The organism is Pseudomonas sp. B21-053, assembly GCF_026016365.1.
GTDB classification, from domain to species: Bacteria; Pseudomonadota; Gammaproteobacteria; order Pseudomonadales; family Pseudomonadaceae; genus Aquipseudomonas; species Aquipseudomonas nunensis.
In genome coordinates, this window is the sequence record NZ_CP087205.1 from 61,455 (window position 1) to 80,475 (window position 19,021).

General features: G+C 60.3%; 20 protein-coding genes. 10 read left to right on the top strand and 10 right to left on the bottom strand.

Annotation, left to right across the window (positions count from 1 at the left end):
* Positions 1-116 precede the first annotated feature (116 nt).
* Positions 117-2,888 (bottom strand): DNA polymerase I, encoded by a 2,772-nt coding sequence (polA, locus tag LOY68_RS00290; protein ID WP_265042366.1) that lies wholly within the window; start codon positions 2,886-2,888, stop codon positions 117-119.
* Between the two features lie 74 nt (positions 2,889-2,962).
* Here polA and LOY68_RS00295 point away from each other — a divergent pair, with 74 nt between their 5' ends.
* Together LOY68_RS00295 and LOY68_RS00300 are read left to right on the top strand one after the other, a co-directional pair.
* Positions 2,963-3,259: a DUF2782 domain-containing protein gene (locus LOY68_RS00295; RefSeq protein WP_163910491.1), complete on the top strand. Its 297-nt coding sequence runs from the start codon at positions 2,963-2,965 to the stop codon at positions 3,257-3,259.
* Positions 3,260-3,321: 62 nt separating this feature from the next.
* Positions 3,322-4,272, top strand: coding sequence for a homoserine kinase (locus LOY68_RS00300; RefSeq protein WP_265042368.1), 951 nt, complete (start codon positions 3,322-3,324; stop codon positions 4,270-4,272).
* Between the two features lie 93 nt (positions 4,273-4,365).
* On the opposite strand, the gene znuA is transcribed toward LOY68_RS00300, so the two are convergent.
* Positions 4,366-5,286 (bottom strand): zinc ABC transporter substrate-binding protein ZnuA, encoded by a 921-nt coding sequence (gene znuA, locus LOY68_RS00305; protein WP_265042369.1) that lies wholly within the window; start codon positions 5,284-5,286, stop codon positions 4,366-4,368.
* 66 nt (positions 5,287-5,352) lie between these two features.
* Here znuA and zur point away from each other — a divergent pair, with 66 nt between their 5' ends.
* The 4 genes from zur to LOY68_RS00325 are packed head-to-tail and all read left to right on the top strand — an operon-like array spanning position 5,353 to position 8,155.
* Entirely contained in the window at positions 5,353-5,835 is a 483-nt protein-coding gene (zur, locus tag LOY68_RS00310; RefSeq protein ID WP_123408492.1) for a zinc uptake transcriptional repressor Zur, read from the top strand.
* Positions 5,835-6,620, top strand: coding sequence for a zinc ABC transporter ATP-binding protein ZnuC (gene znuC / locus LOY68_RS00315; protein WP_163910488.1), 786 nt, complete (start codon positions 5,835-5,837; stop codon positions 6,618-6,620). Before zur ends, znuC begins: the two co-directional genes overlap by 1 nt.
* Complete coding sequence (gene znuB / locus LOY68_RS00320; protein ID WP_054047998.1) at positions 6,613-7,401, top strand: zinc ABC transporter permease subunit ZnuB; 789 nt, start codon at positions 6,613-6,615, stop codon at positions 7,399-7,401. Before znuC ends, znuB begins: the two co-directional genes overlap by 8 nt.
* A gap of 37 nt (positions 7,402-7,438) precedes the next feature.
* Positions 7,439-8,155, top strand: coding sequence for a PA5502 family lipoprotein (locus tag LOY68_RS00325; RefSeq protein ID WP_265042372.1), 717 nt, complete (start codon positions 7,439-7,441; stop codon positions 8,153-8,155).
* A gap of 96 nt (positions 8,156-8,251) precedes the next feature.
* Here LOY68_RS00325 and katE read toward each other — a convergent pair whose 3' ends face one another.
* Entirely contained in the window at positions 8,252-10,390 is a 2,139-nt protein-coding gene (katE, locus tag LOY68_RS00330) for a catalase HPII (RefSeq protein WP_265042374.1), read from the bottom strand.
* A gap of 264 nt (positions 10,391-10,654) precedes the next feature.
* Here katE and LOY68_RS00335 point away from each other — a divergent pair, with 264 nt between their 5' ends.
* The 3 genes from LOY68_RS00335 (at position 10,655) to LOY68_RS00345 (ending at position 13,187) form a co-directional block, all read left to right on the top strand.
* Positions 10,655-11,662 (top strand): methionine ABC transporter ATP-binding protein, encoded by a 1,008-nt coding sequence (locus LOY68_RS00335; RefSeq protein WP_054047992.1) that lies wholly within the window; start codon positions 10,655-10,657, stop codon positions 11,660-11,662.
* On the top strand, positions 11,662-12,336 hold the full coding sequence (locus LOY68_RS00340; RefSeq protein ID WP_265042377.1) for a methionine ABC transporter permease: 675 nt from the start codon (positions 11,662-11,664) through the stop codon (positions 12,334-12,336). Before LOY68_RS00335 ends, LOY68_RS00340 begins: the two co-directional genes overlap by 1 nt.
* Positions 12,337-12,413: 77 nt before the next feature.
* Positions 12,414-13,187, top strand: a complete 774-nt coding sequence (locus tag LOY68_RS00345) for a MetQ/NlpA family ABC transporter substrate-binding protein (protein ID WP_265042378.1) — start codon at positions 12,414-12,416, stop codon at positions 13,185-13,187.
* 149 nt (positions 13,188-13,336) lie between these two features.
* On the opposite strand, the gene LOY68_RS00350 is transcribed toward LOY68_RS00345, so the two are convergent.
* The 5 genes from LOY68_RS00350 to LOY68_RS00370 are packed head-to-tail and all read right to left on the bottom strand — an operon-like array spanning position 13,337 to position 17,245.
* Entirely contained in the window at positions 13,337-13,972 is a 636-nt protein-coding gene (locus LOY68_RS00350; RefSeq protein WP_163910484.1) for an SCO family protein, read from the bottom strand.
* Entirely contained in the window at positions 13,969-14,868 is a 900-nt protein-coding gene (cyoE, locus tag LOY68_RS00355) for a heme o synthase (protein ID WP_054047984.1), read from the bottom strand. The genes LOY68_RS00350 and cyoE overlap by 4 nt, the downstream gene beginning before the upstream one ends.
* A complete protein-coding gene (locus LOY68_RS00360) occupies positions 14,856-15,935 on the bottom strand; it encodes a COX15/CtaA family protein (protein WP_054047982.1) in 1,080 nt (359 codons plus the stop codon). Before LOY68_RS00360 ends, cyoE begins: the two co-directional genes overlap by 13 nt.
* A gap of 10 nt (positions 15,936-15,945) precedes the next feature.
* Positions 15,946-16,539, bottom strand: a complete 594-nt coding sequence (locus tag LOY68_RS00365) for a hypothetical protein (protein ID WP_054048727.1) — start codon at positions 16,537-16,539, stop codon at positions 15,946-15,948.
* Positions 16,505-17,245 carry an SURF1 family protein gene (locus tag LOY68_RS00370; protein ID WP_265042383.1) on the bottom strand — a complete coding sequence of 247 codons (741 nt, stop codon included), beginning with the start codon at positions 17,243-17,245 and terminating at the stop codon, positions 16,505-16,507. Before LOY68_RS00370 ends, LOY68_RS00365 begins: the two co-directional genes overlap by 35 nt.
* Positions 17,246-17,315: 70 nt before the next feature.
* On the opposite strand from LOY68_RS00370, the gene LOY68_RS00375 reads away from it, so the two are divergent.
* Positions 17,316-17,519: a twin transmembrane helix small protein gene (locus tag LOY68_RS00375; protein ID WP_133835164.1), complete on the top strand. Its 204-nt coding sequence runs from the start codon at positions 17,316-17,318 to the stop codon at positions 17,517-17,519.
* 4 nt (positions 17,520-17,523) lie between these two features.
* On the opposite strand, the gene LOY68_RS00380 is transcribed toward LOY68_RS00375, so the two are convergent.
* Positions 17,524-18,411, bottom strand: a complete 888-nt coding sequence (locus LOY68_RS00380) for a cytochrome c oxidase subunit 3 (protein WP_163910482.1) — start codon at positions 18,409-18,411, stop codon at positions 17,524-17,526.
* Between the two features lie 32 nt (positions 18,412-18,443).
* Complete coding sequence (locus tag LOY68_RS00385) at positions 18,444-19,001, bottom strand: cytochrome c oxidase assembly protein (protein WP_054617196.1); 558 nt, start codon at positions 18,999-19,001, stop codon at positions 18,444-18,446.
* Positions 19,002-19,021 lie beyond the last annotated feature (20 nt).

Consider the following 19,021-nt stretch of genomic DNA (forward strand, 5'->3'; position numbering starts at 1 on the left):
TTAGTTCAGAATTTTTTCAAATGCCTTTGGAATAACCCAGCGCATTTTTCGAACTAAGCGCCCTTCGCCCTTTTGCCGCGGCACTATGCCGCAGCAAAAGGCCTCTTTCAGACGGCTTAGTGAGCCTCGTCCCAGTTATTGCCTACCCCGACTTCGACCAGTAACGGCACGTCCAGCGTCACGGCGTTGCTCATGTGTGTGCGAATTTCTTCACGCACTTGATCAACCAGGTCTTCGCGTACCTCAAGCACCAATTCATCGTGTACTTGCAGGATGACTTTGGCGTCCAGGCCTGACGACGTCAGCCAGTTATCCACAGCCACCATGGCCTTTTTGATGATGTCCGCCGCAGTGCCTTGCATCGGGGCGTTGATCGCGGTGCGCTCGGCACCTTTACGCAGGGCCGGGTTTTTCGCATTGATCTCTGGCAAGTACAGGCGACGACCGAAAATGGTCTCGACGAAGCCCTGCTCGGCCGCCTGGGTACGGGTGCGTTCCATGTAGGCCAGCACGCCGGGATAGCGGGCGAAGTAACGGTCGATGTACGCCTGGGACTGCTTGCGGTCGACACCGATCTGTTTGGCCAGGCCAAACGCGCTCATGCCGTAGATCAGACCGAAGTTGATCGCCTTGGCGCTACGACGCTGATCGGTAGTCACGTCCGTCAGCTCAACCCCGAAAACTTCGGCTGCGGTCGCTTTGTGCACATCCAGGTCGTTGCGGAAGGCATGCAACAAGCCTTCATCCTTGGCCAGGTGCGCCATGATCCGCAGTTCGATCTGCGAGTAGTCCGCCGCCAGCAGTTTGTAGCCTTTTGGCGCCACGAACGCCTGGCGAATCCGCCGGCCCTCTGCGGTACGGATCGGAATGTTCTGCAGGTTTGGATCGCTGGAGGACAAGCGTCCGGTCGCTGCTACCGCCTGGTGATAAGAAGTGTGAATCCGCCCGGTGCGCGGGTTGATCTGCTCCGGCAAGCGATCGGTATAAGTGCTTTTCAGCTTGCTCATCGAGCGGTACTGCATCAGTACCTTGGGCAGCGTGAAATCCTGGTCAGCCAGTTCGGCCAACACGGCTTCGGCGGTCGAAGCCTGACCCTTGGCGGTTTTGCTGAGGACGGGCAGACCGAGTTTTTCGTACAGGATCGCGCCCAATTGCTTCGGCGAGCCGAGGTTGAATTCTTCGCCGGCGATGGCATACGCCTCACGTTCCAGCTCGACCATTTTCTTGCCCAGCTCAACGCTCTGAATGCCCAGCAGCTCGGCATCCACCAGCGCGCCTTGGCGCTCGATCCGCGCCAGTACCGGCACCAAAGGCATTTCAATTTCGCTCAAGACCTTGCTCAAGCTTGGAATCGCGTTGAGCTTTGCCTGCAAGGTTTGATGCAGGCGCAGGGTCACGTCGGCATCTTCGGCGGCGTATGGCCCGGCCAGTTCCAGGGAGATCTGGTCGAAGGTCAGCTGCTTGGCGCCCTTGCCGGCGATGTCGGTAAAACCGGTGGTCGTGTGGTTCAGGTACTTGAGCGCCAGGCTGTCCATGTCGTGGCGGGTCGCGGTGGAGTCCAGCACGTAGGATTCGAGCATGGTGTCGAAAGCGACGCCTTGCACCGTAATGCCGCAGCTCTGATCGCCGCCGATGGCGCAGTTGGCCAGGATGTTCATATCGAACTTGGCGTGCTGGCCGACCTTCAGCTTGCTCGGGTCTTCCAGAATCGGTTTCAGCGCCCGCAATACGGTATCGCGATCCAGCTGCTCCGGTACGCCCATGTAGGAGTGGGTCAGCGGGATGTAGGCCGCTTCGTTGGCTTGCACCGCGAACGACAGGCCCACCAGTTGCGCCTGTTGCGCGTCGATACCGGTGGTTTCGGTGTCGAAGGCGAAGAGTTTGGCGTCGTTCAGCTTCTGCAGCCAGACGTCGAAATCCGCCTGGGTAAGAATCGTCGTGTACTTGAGTTCAGTTGCGACGGCCGCTTCTTCAACAACAGGCGCGACGACTTCCTGGCCGGAACGCTTGGCATCGCGCTGGTTGTCTTCGAACCAGCTCTTGAATTCCAGCAGGGTGTAGAGCTCGGCGAGCTTGTCGTGATCCGGCTGGCCCATTTGCAGGTCATCGAGGCCAATGTCCAGCGGCACGTCGATCTTGATGGTCGCGAGCTTATAGGAGAGGAAGGCCATATCCTTGTGCTCTTCAAGCTTGGCCGGCAGGGTCTTGGCGCCGCGGATCGGCAGGCTCGGCACGATGTCGAGCTGCGCGTAGAGTTCGGTCAAGCCGCCGTTCACGCCCACCAACAGGCCGGAAGCGGTCTTCGGGCCGATGCCCGGAACGCCCGGGATGTTGTCGGACGAATCGCCCATCAGCGCCAGATAATCGATGATCTGCTCGGGAGCGACGCCGAATTTCTCCTTCACGCCGTCCACGTCCAGCGCGCTACCGGTCATGGTATTGACCAAGGTAATGTGGCCATCGACCAGTTGCGCCATGTCCTTGTCGCCGGTGGAGATCACCACCGGGCGGTCGGCGGCCGCGCTGCTGCGGGCCAGTGTGCCGATCACGTCATCGGCCTCGACGCCTTCGACGCACAACAACGGGAAGCCGAGGGCGATCACGCTCTGGTGCAGTGGCTCGATCTGCACGCGCATATCGTCAGGCATGCTCGGACGGTTGGCCTTGTATTCGGCGTACATGTCATCGCGAAAGGTCCCACCCTTGGCGTCGAACACCACGGCGAACGGGCTGTCCGGGTACTGCTTGCGCAGACTCTTGAGCATGTTCAACACACCTTTGACCGCGCCGGTCGGCAGGCCTTTGGAAGTGGTCAGCGGTGGCAGGGCGTGAAAGGCCCGATACAGGTAAGAAGAACCGTCCACCAGGACGAGGGGGGCTTGGCTCATGAGCAGGATCAACCTTTTCGGCGGGTCCGGCGCTAGAATAGCGGGACCGTTGACGACAAAGGGACAAGGTTATCATGCGCACACTAAATCGCCTGTTGCTGGCTGGGTTGTTTGCAACCGTTCCATTGGCTGTCATGGCGGCGGATGACGCGCCGTCGGCGGAGCCCGAAGTTACCATTAGCACGCACACGGAAGGCGACAAGGTCATTCAGGAATACAAGAAAGGCGGGTTTACTTACGCAATCAAGGTCACGCCGAAGGTGGGGCCTCCGTATTTCCTGGTGCGCGCGGACGGGACCGATGCGAATTACATCCGCTCGGATCAGCCGGATATGCTGATCCCTGCGTGGGAAATCTTTACCTGGAAGTAGTTTCTTAACTTTAATCGGCGCCGCTTTTTTATAGCGGCGCCCGAACTGAGCAGTTTTTAACCATGTCTGTGTTTACCCCCCTGGCTCGGCCCGAGCTGGAAACCTTTCTCGCCCCATACGGGCTCGGCCGCCTGCTCGATTTCCAGGGGATTGCCGCCGGTAGCGAAAACACCAATTTCTTTATCAGCCTGGAGCAGGGCGAATTTGTCCTGACCCTGGTTGAGCGCGGTCCGGTACAGGAAATGCCGTTCTTCATCGAACTGCTCGACGTATTGCATGAAGCCGACCTGCCGGTGCCCTACGCGCTGCGCACCACCGACGGCGTGGCCTTGCGCGAGCTGGCCGGCAAACCGGCATTGTTGCAGCCACGTCTGGCGGGCAAGCACATCAAGGAAGCCAACGCCCAGCATTGTTCCCAGGTGGGCGAGTTGCTCGGCCATCTGCATTTGGCGACCCAGGCCAACATGATCAAGCGCAAGACTGATCGCGGGCTGGACTGGATGCTGGAGGAGGGCACGCAGTTACTCTCGCACCTGAATGCCGAGCAAAGCGATCTGTTGCAACGGGCACTGGACGAAATCACACAGCAGAAGACGAAGATTCTGGCGCTGCCGCGAGCCAATATCCACGCCGACCTGTTCCGCGATAACGCGATGTTCGAAGGCACGCACCTGACCGGGTTGATCGACTTCTACAACGCCTGCTCAGGGCCGATGTTGTACGACGTGGCGATTGCCTTGAATGACTGGTGTTCGGACGAAGCAGGCTTGATCGATGGGCCGCGAGCGCGGGCCTTGTTGGGCGCGTATGCGGCGCTGCGGCCGTTCACCGCTGCCGAGGCCGAGTTGTGGCCGACCATGCTGCGGGTGGCGTGTGTGCGGTTCTGGTTGTCGCGCTTGATTGCGGCGGAGTCTTTCGCCGGGCAGGACGTGTTGATTCACGATCCGATGGAGTTTCAGCAGCGCTTGGCGCAGCGGCAGAAGGTTAGTACGCCGTTGCCTTTCGCCCTTTAAAAGCTTCGCGGGCAAGCCTCGCTCCTACAGGGATGGTGCAATTTCCTGTAGGAGCGAGGCTTGCCCGCGAATGGGTCGACACCGATGTCCGGGTTACAACGACTCCAGACACCCCGCCAAATCATTCCCCAGCTTTTCCAACACTTGCTCATACCCCTGAGCAGTCGCCGGGGTGTACCCGCCCAACGCATCCAGCTCCGCCAGTTTCACCGGCAGGCCGGCCACCAGGGTTTCCGCCAGGCGCGGACGTAGCGGTGGTTCGCTGAACACACAGGTCTTGCCGACTTCCTGCAAGCGCGTACGCATCGCCGCGACATGCTGCGCGCCCGGTTGCACTTCAGCCGCGACGCTGAACACGCCCGTGTGCTTGAGGCCGTAGGCGTCTTCGAAGTAGTCGAACGCTTCGTGGAACACGAAATAAGGTTTACCCGCAACGCTCGCCAAGCGAGCCTTCAAGCGCAGGTCCAAGGCATCCAGACGCTCATCAAATGACTTGAGGTTGCTCTGATAGCGCGCCGCATTATCGGGATCGGCAACACTCAGGTCTGCGGCCATTTTCGTGGCGATCACCCGAGCATTGATCGGCGACAGCCACAAATGCGCGTCCAGGGTGCCGGGACGATGATCATGGTCATGTTCGTCGGCATCTTCGGCGTGTGACTGACTATCTTCGGCGAAATGCCGCAGTTTCATTCCTGGCAGATCCTGCACCGCCACAGTCGGCAGCGTACGACCTTTCAACACGCGGGGCAGGAAACCTTCCATATCCGGGCCGATCCAGTACACCAGATCCACCGACTGCACCTTCCGTACGTCGGACGGGCGCAAGGCGTAGTTATGTGGCGAAGCACCCGGTGGCAGCAACACTTCCGGAATCGCCACACCGTCCTGCACCGCCGCTGCAATCAGCTGTAGCGGCTTGATGCTGGTGAGTACTTTGACTTCGGCGTGGGCCGATCCGATCAGCAGGAAACTTGCGACAAATGCGACAAAGATAGAAAAAAGTCGGGACACGATGACCACTCGAAGAGGCGAGAACGGGTAACATAATAACGTCTCTCACAAAACTCGTCGCCGCTCATGCCTAAAACACCGATTGCCAGCCGTCCCCACGACCACTCCCATTGCGTACATAGCGCATTGTCAGAGGCCGATGCCCTGTGCGCACGTCAAGGCCTGCGCCTGACCGCCTTGCGCCGGCGGGTGCTGGAACTGGTGTGGCAAAGCCATAAACCGCTGGGTGCCTACGACATACTGGCGGTGCTCAGCGAGCAGGATGGTCGCCGCGCCGCGCCGCCGACCGTGTACCGCGCGCTGGATTTCCTGCTGGAAAACGGCCTGGTGCATCGCATCTCCTCGCTGAACGCCTTCGTCGGCTGCAATCATCCGGAACATGCGCACCAGGGCCAGTTCCTGATCTGCCGCGAATGCCACGCCGCTATCGAGCTGGAACAGAAATCCATCAGCGACGCGATCGTGATCAGCGCCAAGGATGTCGGATTTGTCGTGGAAGCCCAGACCGTTGAAGTGGTCGGGCTTTGCTCGGGTTGCCAGGGGGCTTGATGAGCAACGCGTTGATCCGTCTTGAACAGGTCGCCGTCACGTTTGCCGGGCAAAGCGTGCTGGAGAGCATCGACCTGAGCGTCGAGCCGGGGCAAATCGTCACGCTGATCGGCCCCAACGGCGCTGGCAAAACTACGCTGGTGCGCGCTGTGTTGGGCCTGTTGAAGCCGGACAGCGGCAGTGTCTGGCGCAAGCCGAAGCTGCGCGTCGGCTACATGCCGCAAAAACTCCACGTCGACCCGACCCTGCCGCTCTCGGTGCTGCGCTTCTTGCGTCTGGTGCCGGGCGTGGACCGTGCGCGGGCCTTGGCGGCACTCAAGGAAGTCGGTGCCGAACAGGTGATCGACAGCCCGGTGCAAAGTGTTTCCGGTGGCGAAATGCAGCGCGTGCTGCTGGCCCGGGCACTGCTGCGCGAGCCGGAATTGCTGGTGCTCGATGAGCCGGTGCAAGGCGTCGATGTGGCCGGCCAGGCCGAGTTGTACAGCCTGATCACGCGCCTGCGCGACCGTCACGGTTGCGGCGTGTTGATGGTTTCCCACGATCTGCACCTGGTGATGAGCACCACCGACCAGGTGGTTTGCCTGAATCGCCACGTCTGCTGCTCCGGGCACCCGGAACACGTCAGCGGCGATCCGGCGTTCGTCGAGCTGTTCGGCAAGAACGCACAAAGCCTGGCGATTTATCACCACCATCATGACCACGCCCATGACCTGCATGGCTCGGTGGTCAGCGCGGCCCCGTCGGCCAAACCTCACGTTCACGGAGATAGCTGCAAGCATGGCTGATTTTCTGCTCTACGCCCTGCTTGCAGGTCTGGCCCTGGCGCTGGTCGCGGGCCCGTTGGGTTCATTCGTGGTCTGGCGCCGCATGGCCTATTTCGGCGACACCTTGTCCCACGCTGCGCTGCTGGGCGTGGCCCTGGGCTTCCTGCTGGATGTCAGCCCTACCGTGGCGGTCACGGTCGGCTGCCTGCTGCTGGCGGTGTTGCTGGTGACTTTGCAGCAGCGCCAACCGCTGGCGTCTGACACGCTTTTGGGAATTCTCGCACCGAGCACGCTCTCGCTGGGCCTGGTGGTACTAAGCTTCATGCATGAAGTGCGGATCGACCTTATGGCCTATCTGTTCGGCGACCTGCTGGCGATCAGCCCGACCGATCTGGCCTGGATCCTCGGCGGCAGCGCCGCGGTGCTGGCGTTGCTGGTGACGTTGTGGCGGCCATTGCTGGCGATCACCGTGCACGAAGAGCTGGCCACGGTGGAAGGCTTGCCGGTAGCGGCGTTACGCCTGACCCTGATGCTGCTGATCGCCGTGGTGATCGCCGTGGCGATGAAAATCGTCGGTGTGTTGCTGATTACTTCGCTGTTGATCATTCCGGCGGCTGCGGCACAACGTCACGCCCGCTCGCCGGAGCAGATGGCACTGGGCGCAAGCCTGCTGGGCATGCTCGCGGTGTGTGGCGGGCTGGCGTTGTCATGGTTCAAGGACACCCCAGCGGGCCCGTCGATTGTGGTGACGGCCGCCGCGCTGTTTCTGCTGAGTTTTGTCCTGCCCCGTCGAGGGGTGTAGACTTGCTCGTTTTTTGCGCAAATAGAGAGTCGCAGGAATGAAGCCGTTCGCCTCCCGTTATCTGCTCCTTGTCGCATTTTCACTGCTGCTCGGCGCTTGCCAAAGTACGCCACCGGCGACCCCCGAGGTTCCCGATGCGCGGGCTGCGGCCATCGCACAACTGGAACAAAACCTGGCCAGCAGCGAGCTGGCCACCGCCGAAGATCAATTGGCAACCTTGCAGGCTGAGTCGCCCAACGACCCATCGCTTGTGCAGTACCAGCGGCAACTGGCCGAAGCCTATCTGCAACGCAGCCAGATCGTGCTGCAAAAAGGCGATGTGAATGCCGCCGCCACTGCCTTGAGCCGCGCCCGGGCGTTGATGCCTAAGGCTCCAGCGCTGACCGGTGGGGTCAACAACGCCATCGTCAATGCACGTAAGGCTGAGTTGGATAAAGCTGAAGCGGCGCTGATGGCGGCCGAAGCCAGGCCGAAAGCAAAGGTCATCGACCCGACCGCCGAAAGCACAACGATTGCGTTGAACCTCAACGATATGAGCAAACTTCGCAAGCAACTGGATGCTATCGCCACCGATGTGGTGAATTACCAGTGCGATGTGAGCATTCAAGCACCGCGCACCCAGGATTTCCCTTGGCTGGCCACATTGCTGACCAAACGGGTGAAGAAACTGGATTCAGATTTCGACCTGAAGCTGCACAAGCAGATTTTGCGCAACATTCCGGCGCAGATGGTGTTGATTCCGCGTAAGCCCTAAAAGCTTCGCGAGCAGGCTCGCTCCCACATTTGAAATGCATTCCAAATGTGGGAGCGAGCCTGCTCGCGAAGGCGTCCTTCCAGTCAATAAAGAACCTTAAGCCGGAATCGCCTTGGCCTTAGGCTCCCGATCCCAAACCCGATGCTGCCCAATCGCGGCAAAGAACGCCTTGAACAACTTGGCATCCGCACCAACGATCAACCCTGCATCCGCCTCCAGCTTCAACACATCCAGTAACTGCTTGGCCTCGCCATGCAACGCGATCGCCTTCAGGTGTTTGTACGCCTCCAGCACGTAATGCAGCGCCACGCCATCGGTGCTCAACGCCTTGATCGACGCCGCGCCACCCGGCACGTACACCGCATCGAAGGCTACGGACGGCAAGCCTTCCATCGACGCATCCACTGGCAGTGACTTGCCATCAGCTGTCGTGACCGGTGCGGACGTTGGGCCGAGCAATTTCGCGTGAGCACCCTCGGCTGCCAATGCTTTCTTCAGCGCATCAATCGCTGCACCATCGACGCCGTTGGCCGCAAGAATCGCCACTTTCCGAGTCTTGATGTTCTCTGGCAGCAAATTGGCCTGACTCAGCGCCGGAGAGTGATCCAGCGAGGTTTTGCGCACCTCGACCGTGCCGGCCTTCGGCGCTGGCAGACCAAGGTTCTGCGCGACGCGCTTGGCCAGTTCCAGGTCGATATTGGCCAGGATTTCATTCACCTGCCGCTCGCGAATCCACAACCGCTCAACCTTGCCCAGCTCAAAGCTGTAGGCGGCGATGATGTGTTCCTGCTCGTGCTTGCTCATGCTCTTGAAGAACAACCGCGCCTGCGAGAAATGGTCGCCGAACGACTCGCTGCGCTGACGGATCTTGTTCGCGTCGATGCGCTCCGGGTACGTCTCGAAACCACCGTCCTGCGCTGCTGGCGGTGTTTCTTTCGGCCAGCCGCCATCAATCGAGTTTGGCTCGTAGGACGCGCGACCCTTGTCGATGGTGGTGCGGTGCAACGCATCGCGCTGACCGTTGTGGAACGGTGCGACCGGACGGTTGATCGGGATTTCGTGGAAATTCGGCCCGCCGAGTCGGCTGATCTGCGTATCGGTGTAGGAAAACAACCGGCCTTGCAGCAACGGATCGTTGGAGAAGTCGATCCCCGGCACGATGTGCCCCGGGCAAAACGCGACTTGCTCGGTTTCAGCGAAGAAGTTGTCCGGGTTGCGGTTCAGCACCATTTTGCCCAGCGGCGTGATCGGGACGATTTCTTCCGGTATCAGCTTGGTCGGGTCGAGGATGTCGAAGTCGAAGCTATGCTCGTTCTCTTCCTCGATGACTTGAACGCCCAGTTCCCACTCGGGGTAGTCACCGGTTTCGATGGCCTCCCAGAGGTCGCGACGGTGGTAGTCAGTGTCTTTACCGGCAAGCTTCTGCGCCTCATCCCACACCAGCGAGCAAGTGCCGGCGGTAGGGCGCCAGTGGAATTTGACGAAGCGTGATTTGCCTTCAGCATTCACCAGGCGGAACGTGTGCACGCCAAAACCCTGCATGCTGCGCAGGCTTTTCGGGATCGCCCGGTCAGACATGGCCCAGATGACCATGTGCGCGGATTCCGGTTGCAGCGAGACGAAGTCCCAGAACGTGTCATGGGCCGAGCCACCGGTAGGAATCTCGTTGTGCGGCTCGGGTTTCACAGCGTGGACGAAATCGGGAAACTTGATCGCGTCCTGAATGAAAAACACCGGCATGTTGTTGCCCACCAGGTCGAAGTTGCCTTCGTCGGTGAAGAACTTCACGGCGAAACCTCGTACGTCACGCACGGTATCGCCTGACCCGCGTGGGCCTTGCACCGTGGAAAAGCGCACGAAGACCGGAGTTTTCTGTCCCGGGTCTTGTAGGAATCCGGCCTTGGTCAGGACCGAATGGTTTTCGTAGGTCTGGAAGAAACCATGCGCGCCGGTGCCACGGGCGTGGACGATGCGCTCTGGAATGCGTTCATGGTCAAAATGCGTGATCTTTTCACGCATGATGAAGTCTTCCAGCAGCGACGGCCCGCGGGCGCCGACCTTCAGGCTGTTTTGGTTATCCGAGACCTTCACGCCCTGATTAGTGCGCAGGGCTTGCCCGGTCGCGTCAGAGCGGAATGTTTCCAGGCTATCGAGCTTGGTATTGGTGTTGCCGCGGTCCAGGGTATCGGTCCCGGCCAGTGCGCTTTTTGGAGCGGCAGGTTTTTTAGTACTCATCAGTCGTAAACTCCTCGTTGCGATTCCCGCCGTAGCCAGGACTCTTGTGCATTCCCCAGGCACGGCACCGGGGGCGTTTTCGAGTTGCCTTATTAGTGACTGATGGGGTTTTTAGCCGTTCCTTTTTTCTGACCTTTGATCGCGTTATTGCCAAATCGAAGGTTGAATGCGGAATAAATGCTAATAACCTCTATACGGACAGGCTAAAATGCGCGCCCGGCTAACCGCTGATCCTTTTCCAACGCGCCCCACAAGGTTCGCTACGTGATCGAGTTTCAAAACGTCCATAAGACTTACCGCGTCGCCGGTAAGGATATTCCCGCCCTGCATCCGACCAGTCTGACGATTGAGAACGGTCAGGTCTTCGGTCTGATCGGCCATTCTGGCGCGGGAAAAAGTACCCTGCTGCGTCTGATCAATCGCCTGGAAAATTCCAGTGGCGGCAAGATCTTCGTCGATGGCGAAGAGGTCACCGCGCTGGATGCCAATAGCCTGCGGCGTTTCCGTCAGCAAGTCGGGATGATTTTCCAGCACTTCAATCTGCTGGCGTCCAAGACCGTGGCCGACAACGTCGCGCTGCCGCTGACGCTGGCCGGTGAACTGTCCCGCAGCGAGATCGACCAGCGTGTGGCCGAGTTGCTTAAGCGCGTTGGTTTGTCCGACCACGCCAAGAAGTACCCGGCGCAATTGTCCGGCGGCCAGAAGCAGCGCGTCGGCATTGCCCGCGCCCTGGCGACCAAGCCGAAGATCCTGCTGTGCGACGAAGCCACCAGCGCTCTCGACCCACAGACCACGGCGTCGGTCCTGCAATTGCTGGCCGAGATCAACCGTGAGCTGAAACTGACTATCGTATTGATCACCCACGAGATGGACGTGATCCGTCGGGTCTGCGACCAAGTGGCGGTGATGGATGCCGGCGTGATCGTCGAGCAAGGTTCGGTGGCCGAGGTGTTCCTGCACCCCAAGCACCCGACCACCAAACGCTTCGTGCAAGAAGACGAGCAGATCGACGAAAGCGAACAGCGTGACGACTTCGCCCACGTACCGGGCCGAATCGTGCGTCTGACGTTCCAGGGCCAAGCAACCTACGCGCCATTGCTGGGTACCGTCGCTCGGGAAACCGGTGTGGACTACAGCATCCTGGCCGGTCGTATCGATCGCATCAAAGACGTCCCTTACGGGCAACTGACCCTTGCCGTCACCGGCGGTGACATGGAAGCGGCGTTCGGCCTCTTCACCGCGGCTGACGTCCACATGGAGGTGCTGCGCTAATGGATGCCTTCATGAGTTTCTTCGCCAATATTGATTGGTTCGAAATCTGGCTGGCCACCGGCGACACGCTGTTGATGCTCGGCGGTTCGCTGTTGTTCACGATTTTGCTGGGCCTGCCACTGGGTGTGCTGCTGTTCCTGTGCAGCCCGCGTCAGCTGCTGGAATCCAGAGGTGTCTACGCGGTGTTGTCGCTGGTGGTGAACATCCTGCGTTCGCTGCCGTTCATCATCCTGTTGATCGTGATGATCCCCTTCACCGTGCTGATCACCGGCACCTCGCTCGGCGTTGCGGGCGCGATTCCACCACTGGTGGTGGGCGCCACGCCGTTCTTCGGGCGACTGGTGGAAACCGCCCTGCGTGAAGTGGATCGCGGCATCATCGAAGCGACCCAGGCCATGGGCGCGACGACCAAGCAGATCATCATGAACGCCTTGCTGCCAGAAGCCCGTCCGGGCATTTACGCGGCGATTACCGTGACGGCTATTACACTGGTGTCCTACACGGCGATGGCCGGTGTGGTCGGTGCCGGTGGTCTGGGCGACCTGGCGATCCGTTTCGGCTACCAGCGTTTCCAGACCGATGTGATGATCGTCACCGTGGTGCTGTTGCTGGTGCTGGTGCAAGTGCTGCAAATGGTTGGCGACAAGCTGGTCGTGCATTTCTCCAGGAAATAAACAGTTCTCGTAATTTAAGACATGAGCCGGCCATTCGCTGGCAGGCGCCAAACGGGCGCCCACAAGGAGTTAGCTGAATGAAAAAACTAGTCGTCGCATTGGCTGCCGTAGCCGCATTTTCCGCCCACGCCGATGAAACCCTGACCGTTGCGGCCACTCCGGTTCCGCACGCGGAGATTCTGGAGTTCGTGAAGCCGGCCCTGGCCAAAGAAGGCGTGAACCTGCAGGTCAAGGTGTTCACCGACTACATCCAGCCGAACGTGCAGGTTGCCGAGAAACGCCTGGACGCCAACTTCTTCCAGCACCAGCCGTACCTGGATGAGTTCAACAAGGCCAAGGGCACCAACCTGGTCGCCGTTGCCGGTGTGCATCTGGAACCGCTGGGCGCTTACTCCAGCAAGTACAAAGCGCTGACCGAACTGCCAGGCGGCGCCAACGTGGTGATCCCGAACGACGCCACGAATGGCGGCCGTGCGCTGTTGCTGCTGGCGAAGGCTGGCCTGATCAAGTTGAAGGATTCGAACAACATCCTCTCGACCACCAAAGACATCACCGAGAATGCCAAGGACCTGAAATTCCGTGAACTGGAAGCCGCGACCATCCCGCGCGTGCTGACCCAGGTCGACCTGGCGCTGATCAACACCAACTACGCGCTGGAAGCCAAGCTTGATCCGTCCAAGGATGCGCTGGTCATCGAAGGCAACGACTCGCCTTACGTGAACATCCTCGTGGCCCGTCCGGACGACAAGGACAGCGACGCGATGAAGAAACTGGTGGCTGCTTTGCACAGTCCGGAAGTGAAAGCGTTCATTCTGGAGAAGTACAAAGGCGCGGTATTGCCGGCGTTCTGATTCGCGAATGCAACGAAAAAGGGGACGCCATGAGCGTCCCCTTTTTTGTGCCTGAAACACCGTCCCCTGTAGGAGCCAGGCTTGCCGGCGAAGGCAATTTCACTGACGCCTTCGCCGGCAATCCTGGCTCCTACAGAACTGCGTGATGCTTAGTTGCGCTTGAGCATCACCGGCAACTGCGCCACCAGTTTCACGTTGTTCAACGGTGCGCGAATGAACCCGCGCTGGGTGCCGTCCGGCCCGATCACCGCGAGGTTGCCGCTGTGATCCACCGTGTAGTTCGGCTTGCTGGTGTCCGCTGGAATGAACGGAATACTCACCGCATTCGCCAGTTTCTGGATGTCATCCACCGAGGCGGCAGTCAAACCCTGGAACTGCGGATCGAAGTAGCCCAAGTACTGCTTGAGCTGCTTGGGTGTGTCGCGGTTCGGGTCGACGCTGACCAGGATGACCTGCAACTTGGCCGCCGCTTCAGGCGGCAGTTCACTTTTGATCTGACGCAGCTGGGCGAGGGTGGTCGGGCAGATGTCCGGGCAGAAGGTGTAGCCGAAGAACAGCAGGCTCCACTTGTCTTTCAGCTGGTTGACCGTCACTGGCTTGCCGTCCTGGTCGGTCATCGTCACGTCCGGCAGGTTACGGCTTTGCGGCAGCAGGATGATGCCCGCGTCGATCAGTGCCGTCGGGTCACCCTGGCCTTTGCCGGACAGCACCTTGTTGACGGTCAGGCCCAAAACCAGCGCGATCAGGGCGACGAGGATGAAGACGGTTTTCTGAGTTCGAGTCATAGGTTCAACAGTAAGTAGTGGTCTACGAGCAGGGCGATAAACAGCAGGAACAAGTACCAGATAGAGTACTTGAAGGTGTTGATCGCCGCGTGCGGCCGAGTGCCACGGTACAGCACCACGGCCCATTGCAGAAACCTCGCGCCTAGACCGAGGGCACAAACCAGGTAGAGCACGCCGCTCATGTGAATCACGTACGGCATCAGGCTGACCGCCAGCAGCGCGAAGGTATAAAGCAGGATATGCACTTTGGTGTAGTGCTCGCCATGGGTCACCGGCAACATCGGGATGTCAGCCTTGGCGTATTCCTCTTTGCGGTGGATGGCCAGGGCCCAGAAGTGCGGCGGGGTCCAGGCGAAGATGATCAGCACCAGCAGCAACGGTTCGGCGCCGATATGCCCGGTCGCCGCAGTCCAGCCGAGCAGCGGCGGGGCTGCACCGGCGAGGCCGCCGATGACGATGTTCTGCGGCGTCGCGCGTTTGAGGAAACCGGTGTAGACCACCGCGTAACCGAGCAGCGAGGCGAGGGTCAGCCAAGCTGTCAGCGGGTTGGTGAAGGCCAATAGGAAAGCCTGCCCCAGCACGGCCAGCACCAAGGCAAACGTCAGCGCCGCTGCGGGCGAAACCCGGCCTTCAGCCAGTGGCCGCTTGTGGGTTCGGGCCATGACCGCATCGATGCGCCGGTCCACCACATGATTGACCGCCGCCGCGCCGCCGGCACACAGCGCGATCCCCAGATTGCCGAATATCAGCACCGTCCACGGCACTCCGGCGCGGGTCGCGAGGAACATGCCCACCAGGGAAGTGATGAGCATCAGCACCACCACTTTCGGTTTGGTCAATTCCAGATAATCCCGCCAGATCGCCTGACTGTGACGTTCGCCGATCAGAATCGCCATGGCATCTCTCCTTTTATTGTTATGGGCCCGGCTGAATGTTTACGCGGGCTGAAGCGCCAGCGTGCAGGAGCTTGTTGCTTGACCCGAACCAGACTGGTCCGCGCGTGATAATTGACCAGCACCATCGTCAGCAACAGCGCCGCACCGCCCGCGTTGTGGGCGACGGCGATGGGCAGCGGCAGGTGAAACAGTACGTTGCTGATGCCCAGGGTGATTTGTGCGCCAAGAGCGATCAGCACCAGGCCAGCCAGGCGCGTCATGCCGACCACTTTCAGTTGCCACGCCAGACCGAGCAGCACCAGCGTCACCAGCAAGGCGCCGATGCGATGAGTCAGGTGAATCGCCGTGCGGGCATCGCTGTCCAGTTGCCCGCCGAGGTAATTGGGGCCGATGTGTTGGGTCAGGTGAAAGCCGTTGGCGAAATCAGCCGGAGGCAGCCATTGACCGTGGCAGGTCGGGAAGTCGATACACGCCACCGCCGCGTAGTTGGAGCTGACCCAGCCACCGAGGGCGATTTGCAGAATCACCAACAACAAGCCTGCGGTCGCCCAGTACTGCAAACGCTTTGGCACCGTCAGCGCGGGCAATACGCCGGACAGCCGCAGGGTGAGCAAAAACAACAGACTCAAGGTCGCAAAACCGCCGAGTAAATGTCCTGTCACCACCTGCGGCCAGAGCTTGAGCGTCACCGTCCACATGCCAAACGCGGCTTGGGCGAACACCACGCCAAGCAGAAACAGCGGCAACTTCACCGGTTGCCCAGGATGCCGACGATGCACCCAGGCGCGACCGGCCAGTACCGAAATCAACAGCCCCAGGGTGCCGGCGAAGTAGCGGTGGATCATCTCGTTCCAGCCCTTGTGGGCCACCACTGGTGTGTCAGGGAAATGCAGTTCGGCATGGGCCAGTTGGGCTTCGCTTTTCGGCACGCTGATAAAGCCATAGCAACCCGGCCAGTCCGGGCAGCCGAGGCCGGCGTGGGTCAGGCGGGTGTAGGCGCCGAGCAACACCACAATCAGTGCCAGCAAGGTGGCAAACAGCGCGAGGCGAAATCCAGGTTTGGCCATGACGATGCCCTTATCCGATGTTCGACAGTTTCAGCAGATGACGCAGATCGTTCAGCAGGTCCTTGCCCTTGACCGTCGGGTCGTAGCGCAGCACCAGATTGCCGTGTGGGTCGATGATCCACAGCTGCGGCGCAGTCTTGTCGCCCGTGGTTTTACTGAACGTGGTCAGGTCCATCGGGTAGCGTTGCAGTTGCGGATATTCGCGGGTCAGCTTGGCTTCGTAATCGCTGCTCAGCGGTTGCGCGGCGGCCAGGGCGTGGCTGGCGCGGGAAGCATCGCGGCCGAGGCCGATCTGGATTTGCCGCGCCAGATAGACCAATTGCTGGCAGTCCACCGAGCAATCCTTGGGCGCGGTCACCAGCATCTGCCAGCGATCTTCTTGCGCCTGCACGCCGAGGTCGGCGCGGGTCTGGCCGTTGCCGATCAGTTCGCCGTGATAGCTGCGACCGTCCGGCACCCAGAAATTCAGCTTGTACATGCCGGTGGCGAGGATCATCGGACCCACCACGCCCAGCACAATCAGCAGCAGTTGCAGGCGACCCTTGCGCCGACTCGCCGGCGGTTTCGTCTCAGACATGCTGGGTGGATTCATGGCCGCTCCCATGGTGTTTCTCCTTTGCGTTGTGCCAGCCGAGATAGATAAAAAGGCCGAGCAGGGCGATCGCCATGGCGAACCACTGCACGGCATAAGCGATGTGTTTTTCCGGCCCCATGGCCACCACCGGCCAATCGGCCTGGTAGGACGCAGGTCCGTTTTCTTCACGTAATTCGTAGGCGAAGCCTTCGCGGTTCAGCGCGGTCCAGAGCTTGGCCGGTTCAATGGCGGTCACCAGTTGCGGCCAGGTAGTGGTGCTCGGGTCGGAGTGCAATTGGAAGGTTGTACCGGGGGAAACGTAGACCCACGCGTCGAGGCTCAAGGCTTCGGCGGGTGTCTTGAATTGCGGCGGGGTGCGCCGGTCCGGCCACGGCAGCCAGCCGCGATTGACCAGCAGCCAGAGCCCCGTGGCCTGATCGTGGAACGGTTGCAGCAACTCGACCCCGACCTTGCCGTCGCGCTGGCGGTTGTCCAGCAACAAACTGTGCTCGGCATCGAACTGACCGTGCAGGCGCACCCGGCGAAAGGCTGGATCTTGTGTGTTCAGCAGCTCGGAGCTGGCCATCGGTTCGGCCGCCCGGCGCTCGGCGTAGCTTTGCAGCAGCGCGCTTTTCTCTGCGCCCCGGCTCAGCTGCCAGAACCCGAGTGACACCAGCAGCGGCAACAGCAGCGCGACTACAATCGTCGGCACGATGCCCGGCCGGAAGCGCTTCATGACAGCGCCAGAAAGTCGGTGATCGCGATAGCTATACTCAAATGCATCGCCTTTCCCCCGGAGTCTCACCATGCTCAAAGCAGCCATCGTCCTGATGCTGATTGCCACGGTTGTCAGCCTGTTCAGCGGCCTGTTTTTTCTGGTCAAGGACGACAGCAGCTCAAACCGCCTCGTCATTGCCTTGAGCATTCGTGTTGCCCTGGCCGCCACCACCGTCGGCTTGATCGCCTGGGGCTTTTTCAGCGGCCAACTGGTTTCTCACGCGCCGTGGTAACGCCTCACAGCACGTAGACGAAAACGAACAGTCCGATCCACACCACATCGACGAAGTGCCAATACCAACTCGCCGCTTCGAAGCCGAACTGGTGCTCGTTATCAAAGTGCCCGCGCATGACCCGCATCAGCATCACAAACAGGATGATGGTGCCGATGGTCACGTGGGCGCCGTGGAAACCGGTGAGCATGAAGAACGTTGCGCCGTAGATGCCCGAACCGAGGGTCAGCCCCAGTTCGTGGTAGGCGTGCATGTATTCCTCGGCCTGCAGGGCGAGGAAGCCGCAGCCCAGCAGCACGGTGATCGCCAGCCAGATTTTCAGTGCACCGCGATGGCCCTTCTTCAGCGCATGGTGGGCGATGGTCACGGTGACGCTGGAGCTGACCAGCAAAATGGTGTTGATCAGCGGCAGGCCCCAGGGGCTGATGACTTCCTTGGGCGGCGGGAACAGTTTCGAATCGGGGTTGTTGAGCAATGGCCAGACGAATTCGAAGTTCGGCCACAGCATGTGGGCGATGCCTTTCGTGCCTTCGCCACCGAGCGCAGGGCCGGAGACATGGCGCACATAAAACAGCGCGCCGAAGAAGGCGATGAAGAACATCACTTCGGAGAAGATGAACCAGCTCATGCCCCAGCGAAACGAGCGGTCCATTTGTGCGCTGTACAAGCCGCCGCGACTTTCCTTGATCACCGTGCCGAACCAGCCGAACAGCATGTAGGCCAGCAGCAGTCCGCCGACGAAGAAGATCAGCGGACCGTGGGATTCCGGCCGCGCCGCCTTCAGGTCGTTGAACCAGGTCGCCAGGCCGAACACGGTGACGAACATGCCGACCGTGGCGATGATCGGCCATTTGCTCTGGGCCGGTACGAAATAGTGTTCATGAGTTGCCATTTATTGTTCTCCTTATCGGGCACGCTTAACGCCTATCCGCCGGTGCTTGCAGCAACAGCCACGGGCGGATGACGTGCGGTGATATCGAACAGCGTGTAAGACAGCGTCAGGTGCTTCACTTCCTTGGGCATGTCACGGTCAACGATGAAACGTACCGGCATCTCGATCCGTTGACCGGGCTGCAGCACTTGCTGGGTAAAGCAGAAACATTCGGTCTTGTGGAAATACGCCGCCGCCTCGCTGGGCGCGATACTCGGCACGGCTTGTGCGCTCATCGGGTGATCGGTGGGGTTGTACGCGACGAAAATCATCTCGTTCACCGCCCCCGGATGCGCTGTCAGCTCATTACCCTTGGGGTAGAACTCCCAGACCATGTCGGCGTTGTTCATCGACAGAAACTGCACCCGCACCTGGCGCGAGGTATCCACCACTTGCTCGCCTTCGTACTGCCCGGAGGTTTTGCCGTTGATGCCGAACGCCTTGCACATCACGTCGTAGATCGGCACCAAAGCGAATCCGAAGACAAACATTGCGACCACCACCAGCAGCAGGCGGGTGACAAGTTTTTTCAGCGAGATCGAGTCAGCCATGGCATTGACCCTCCACACCG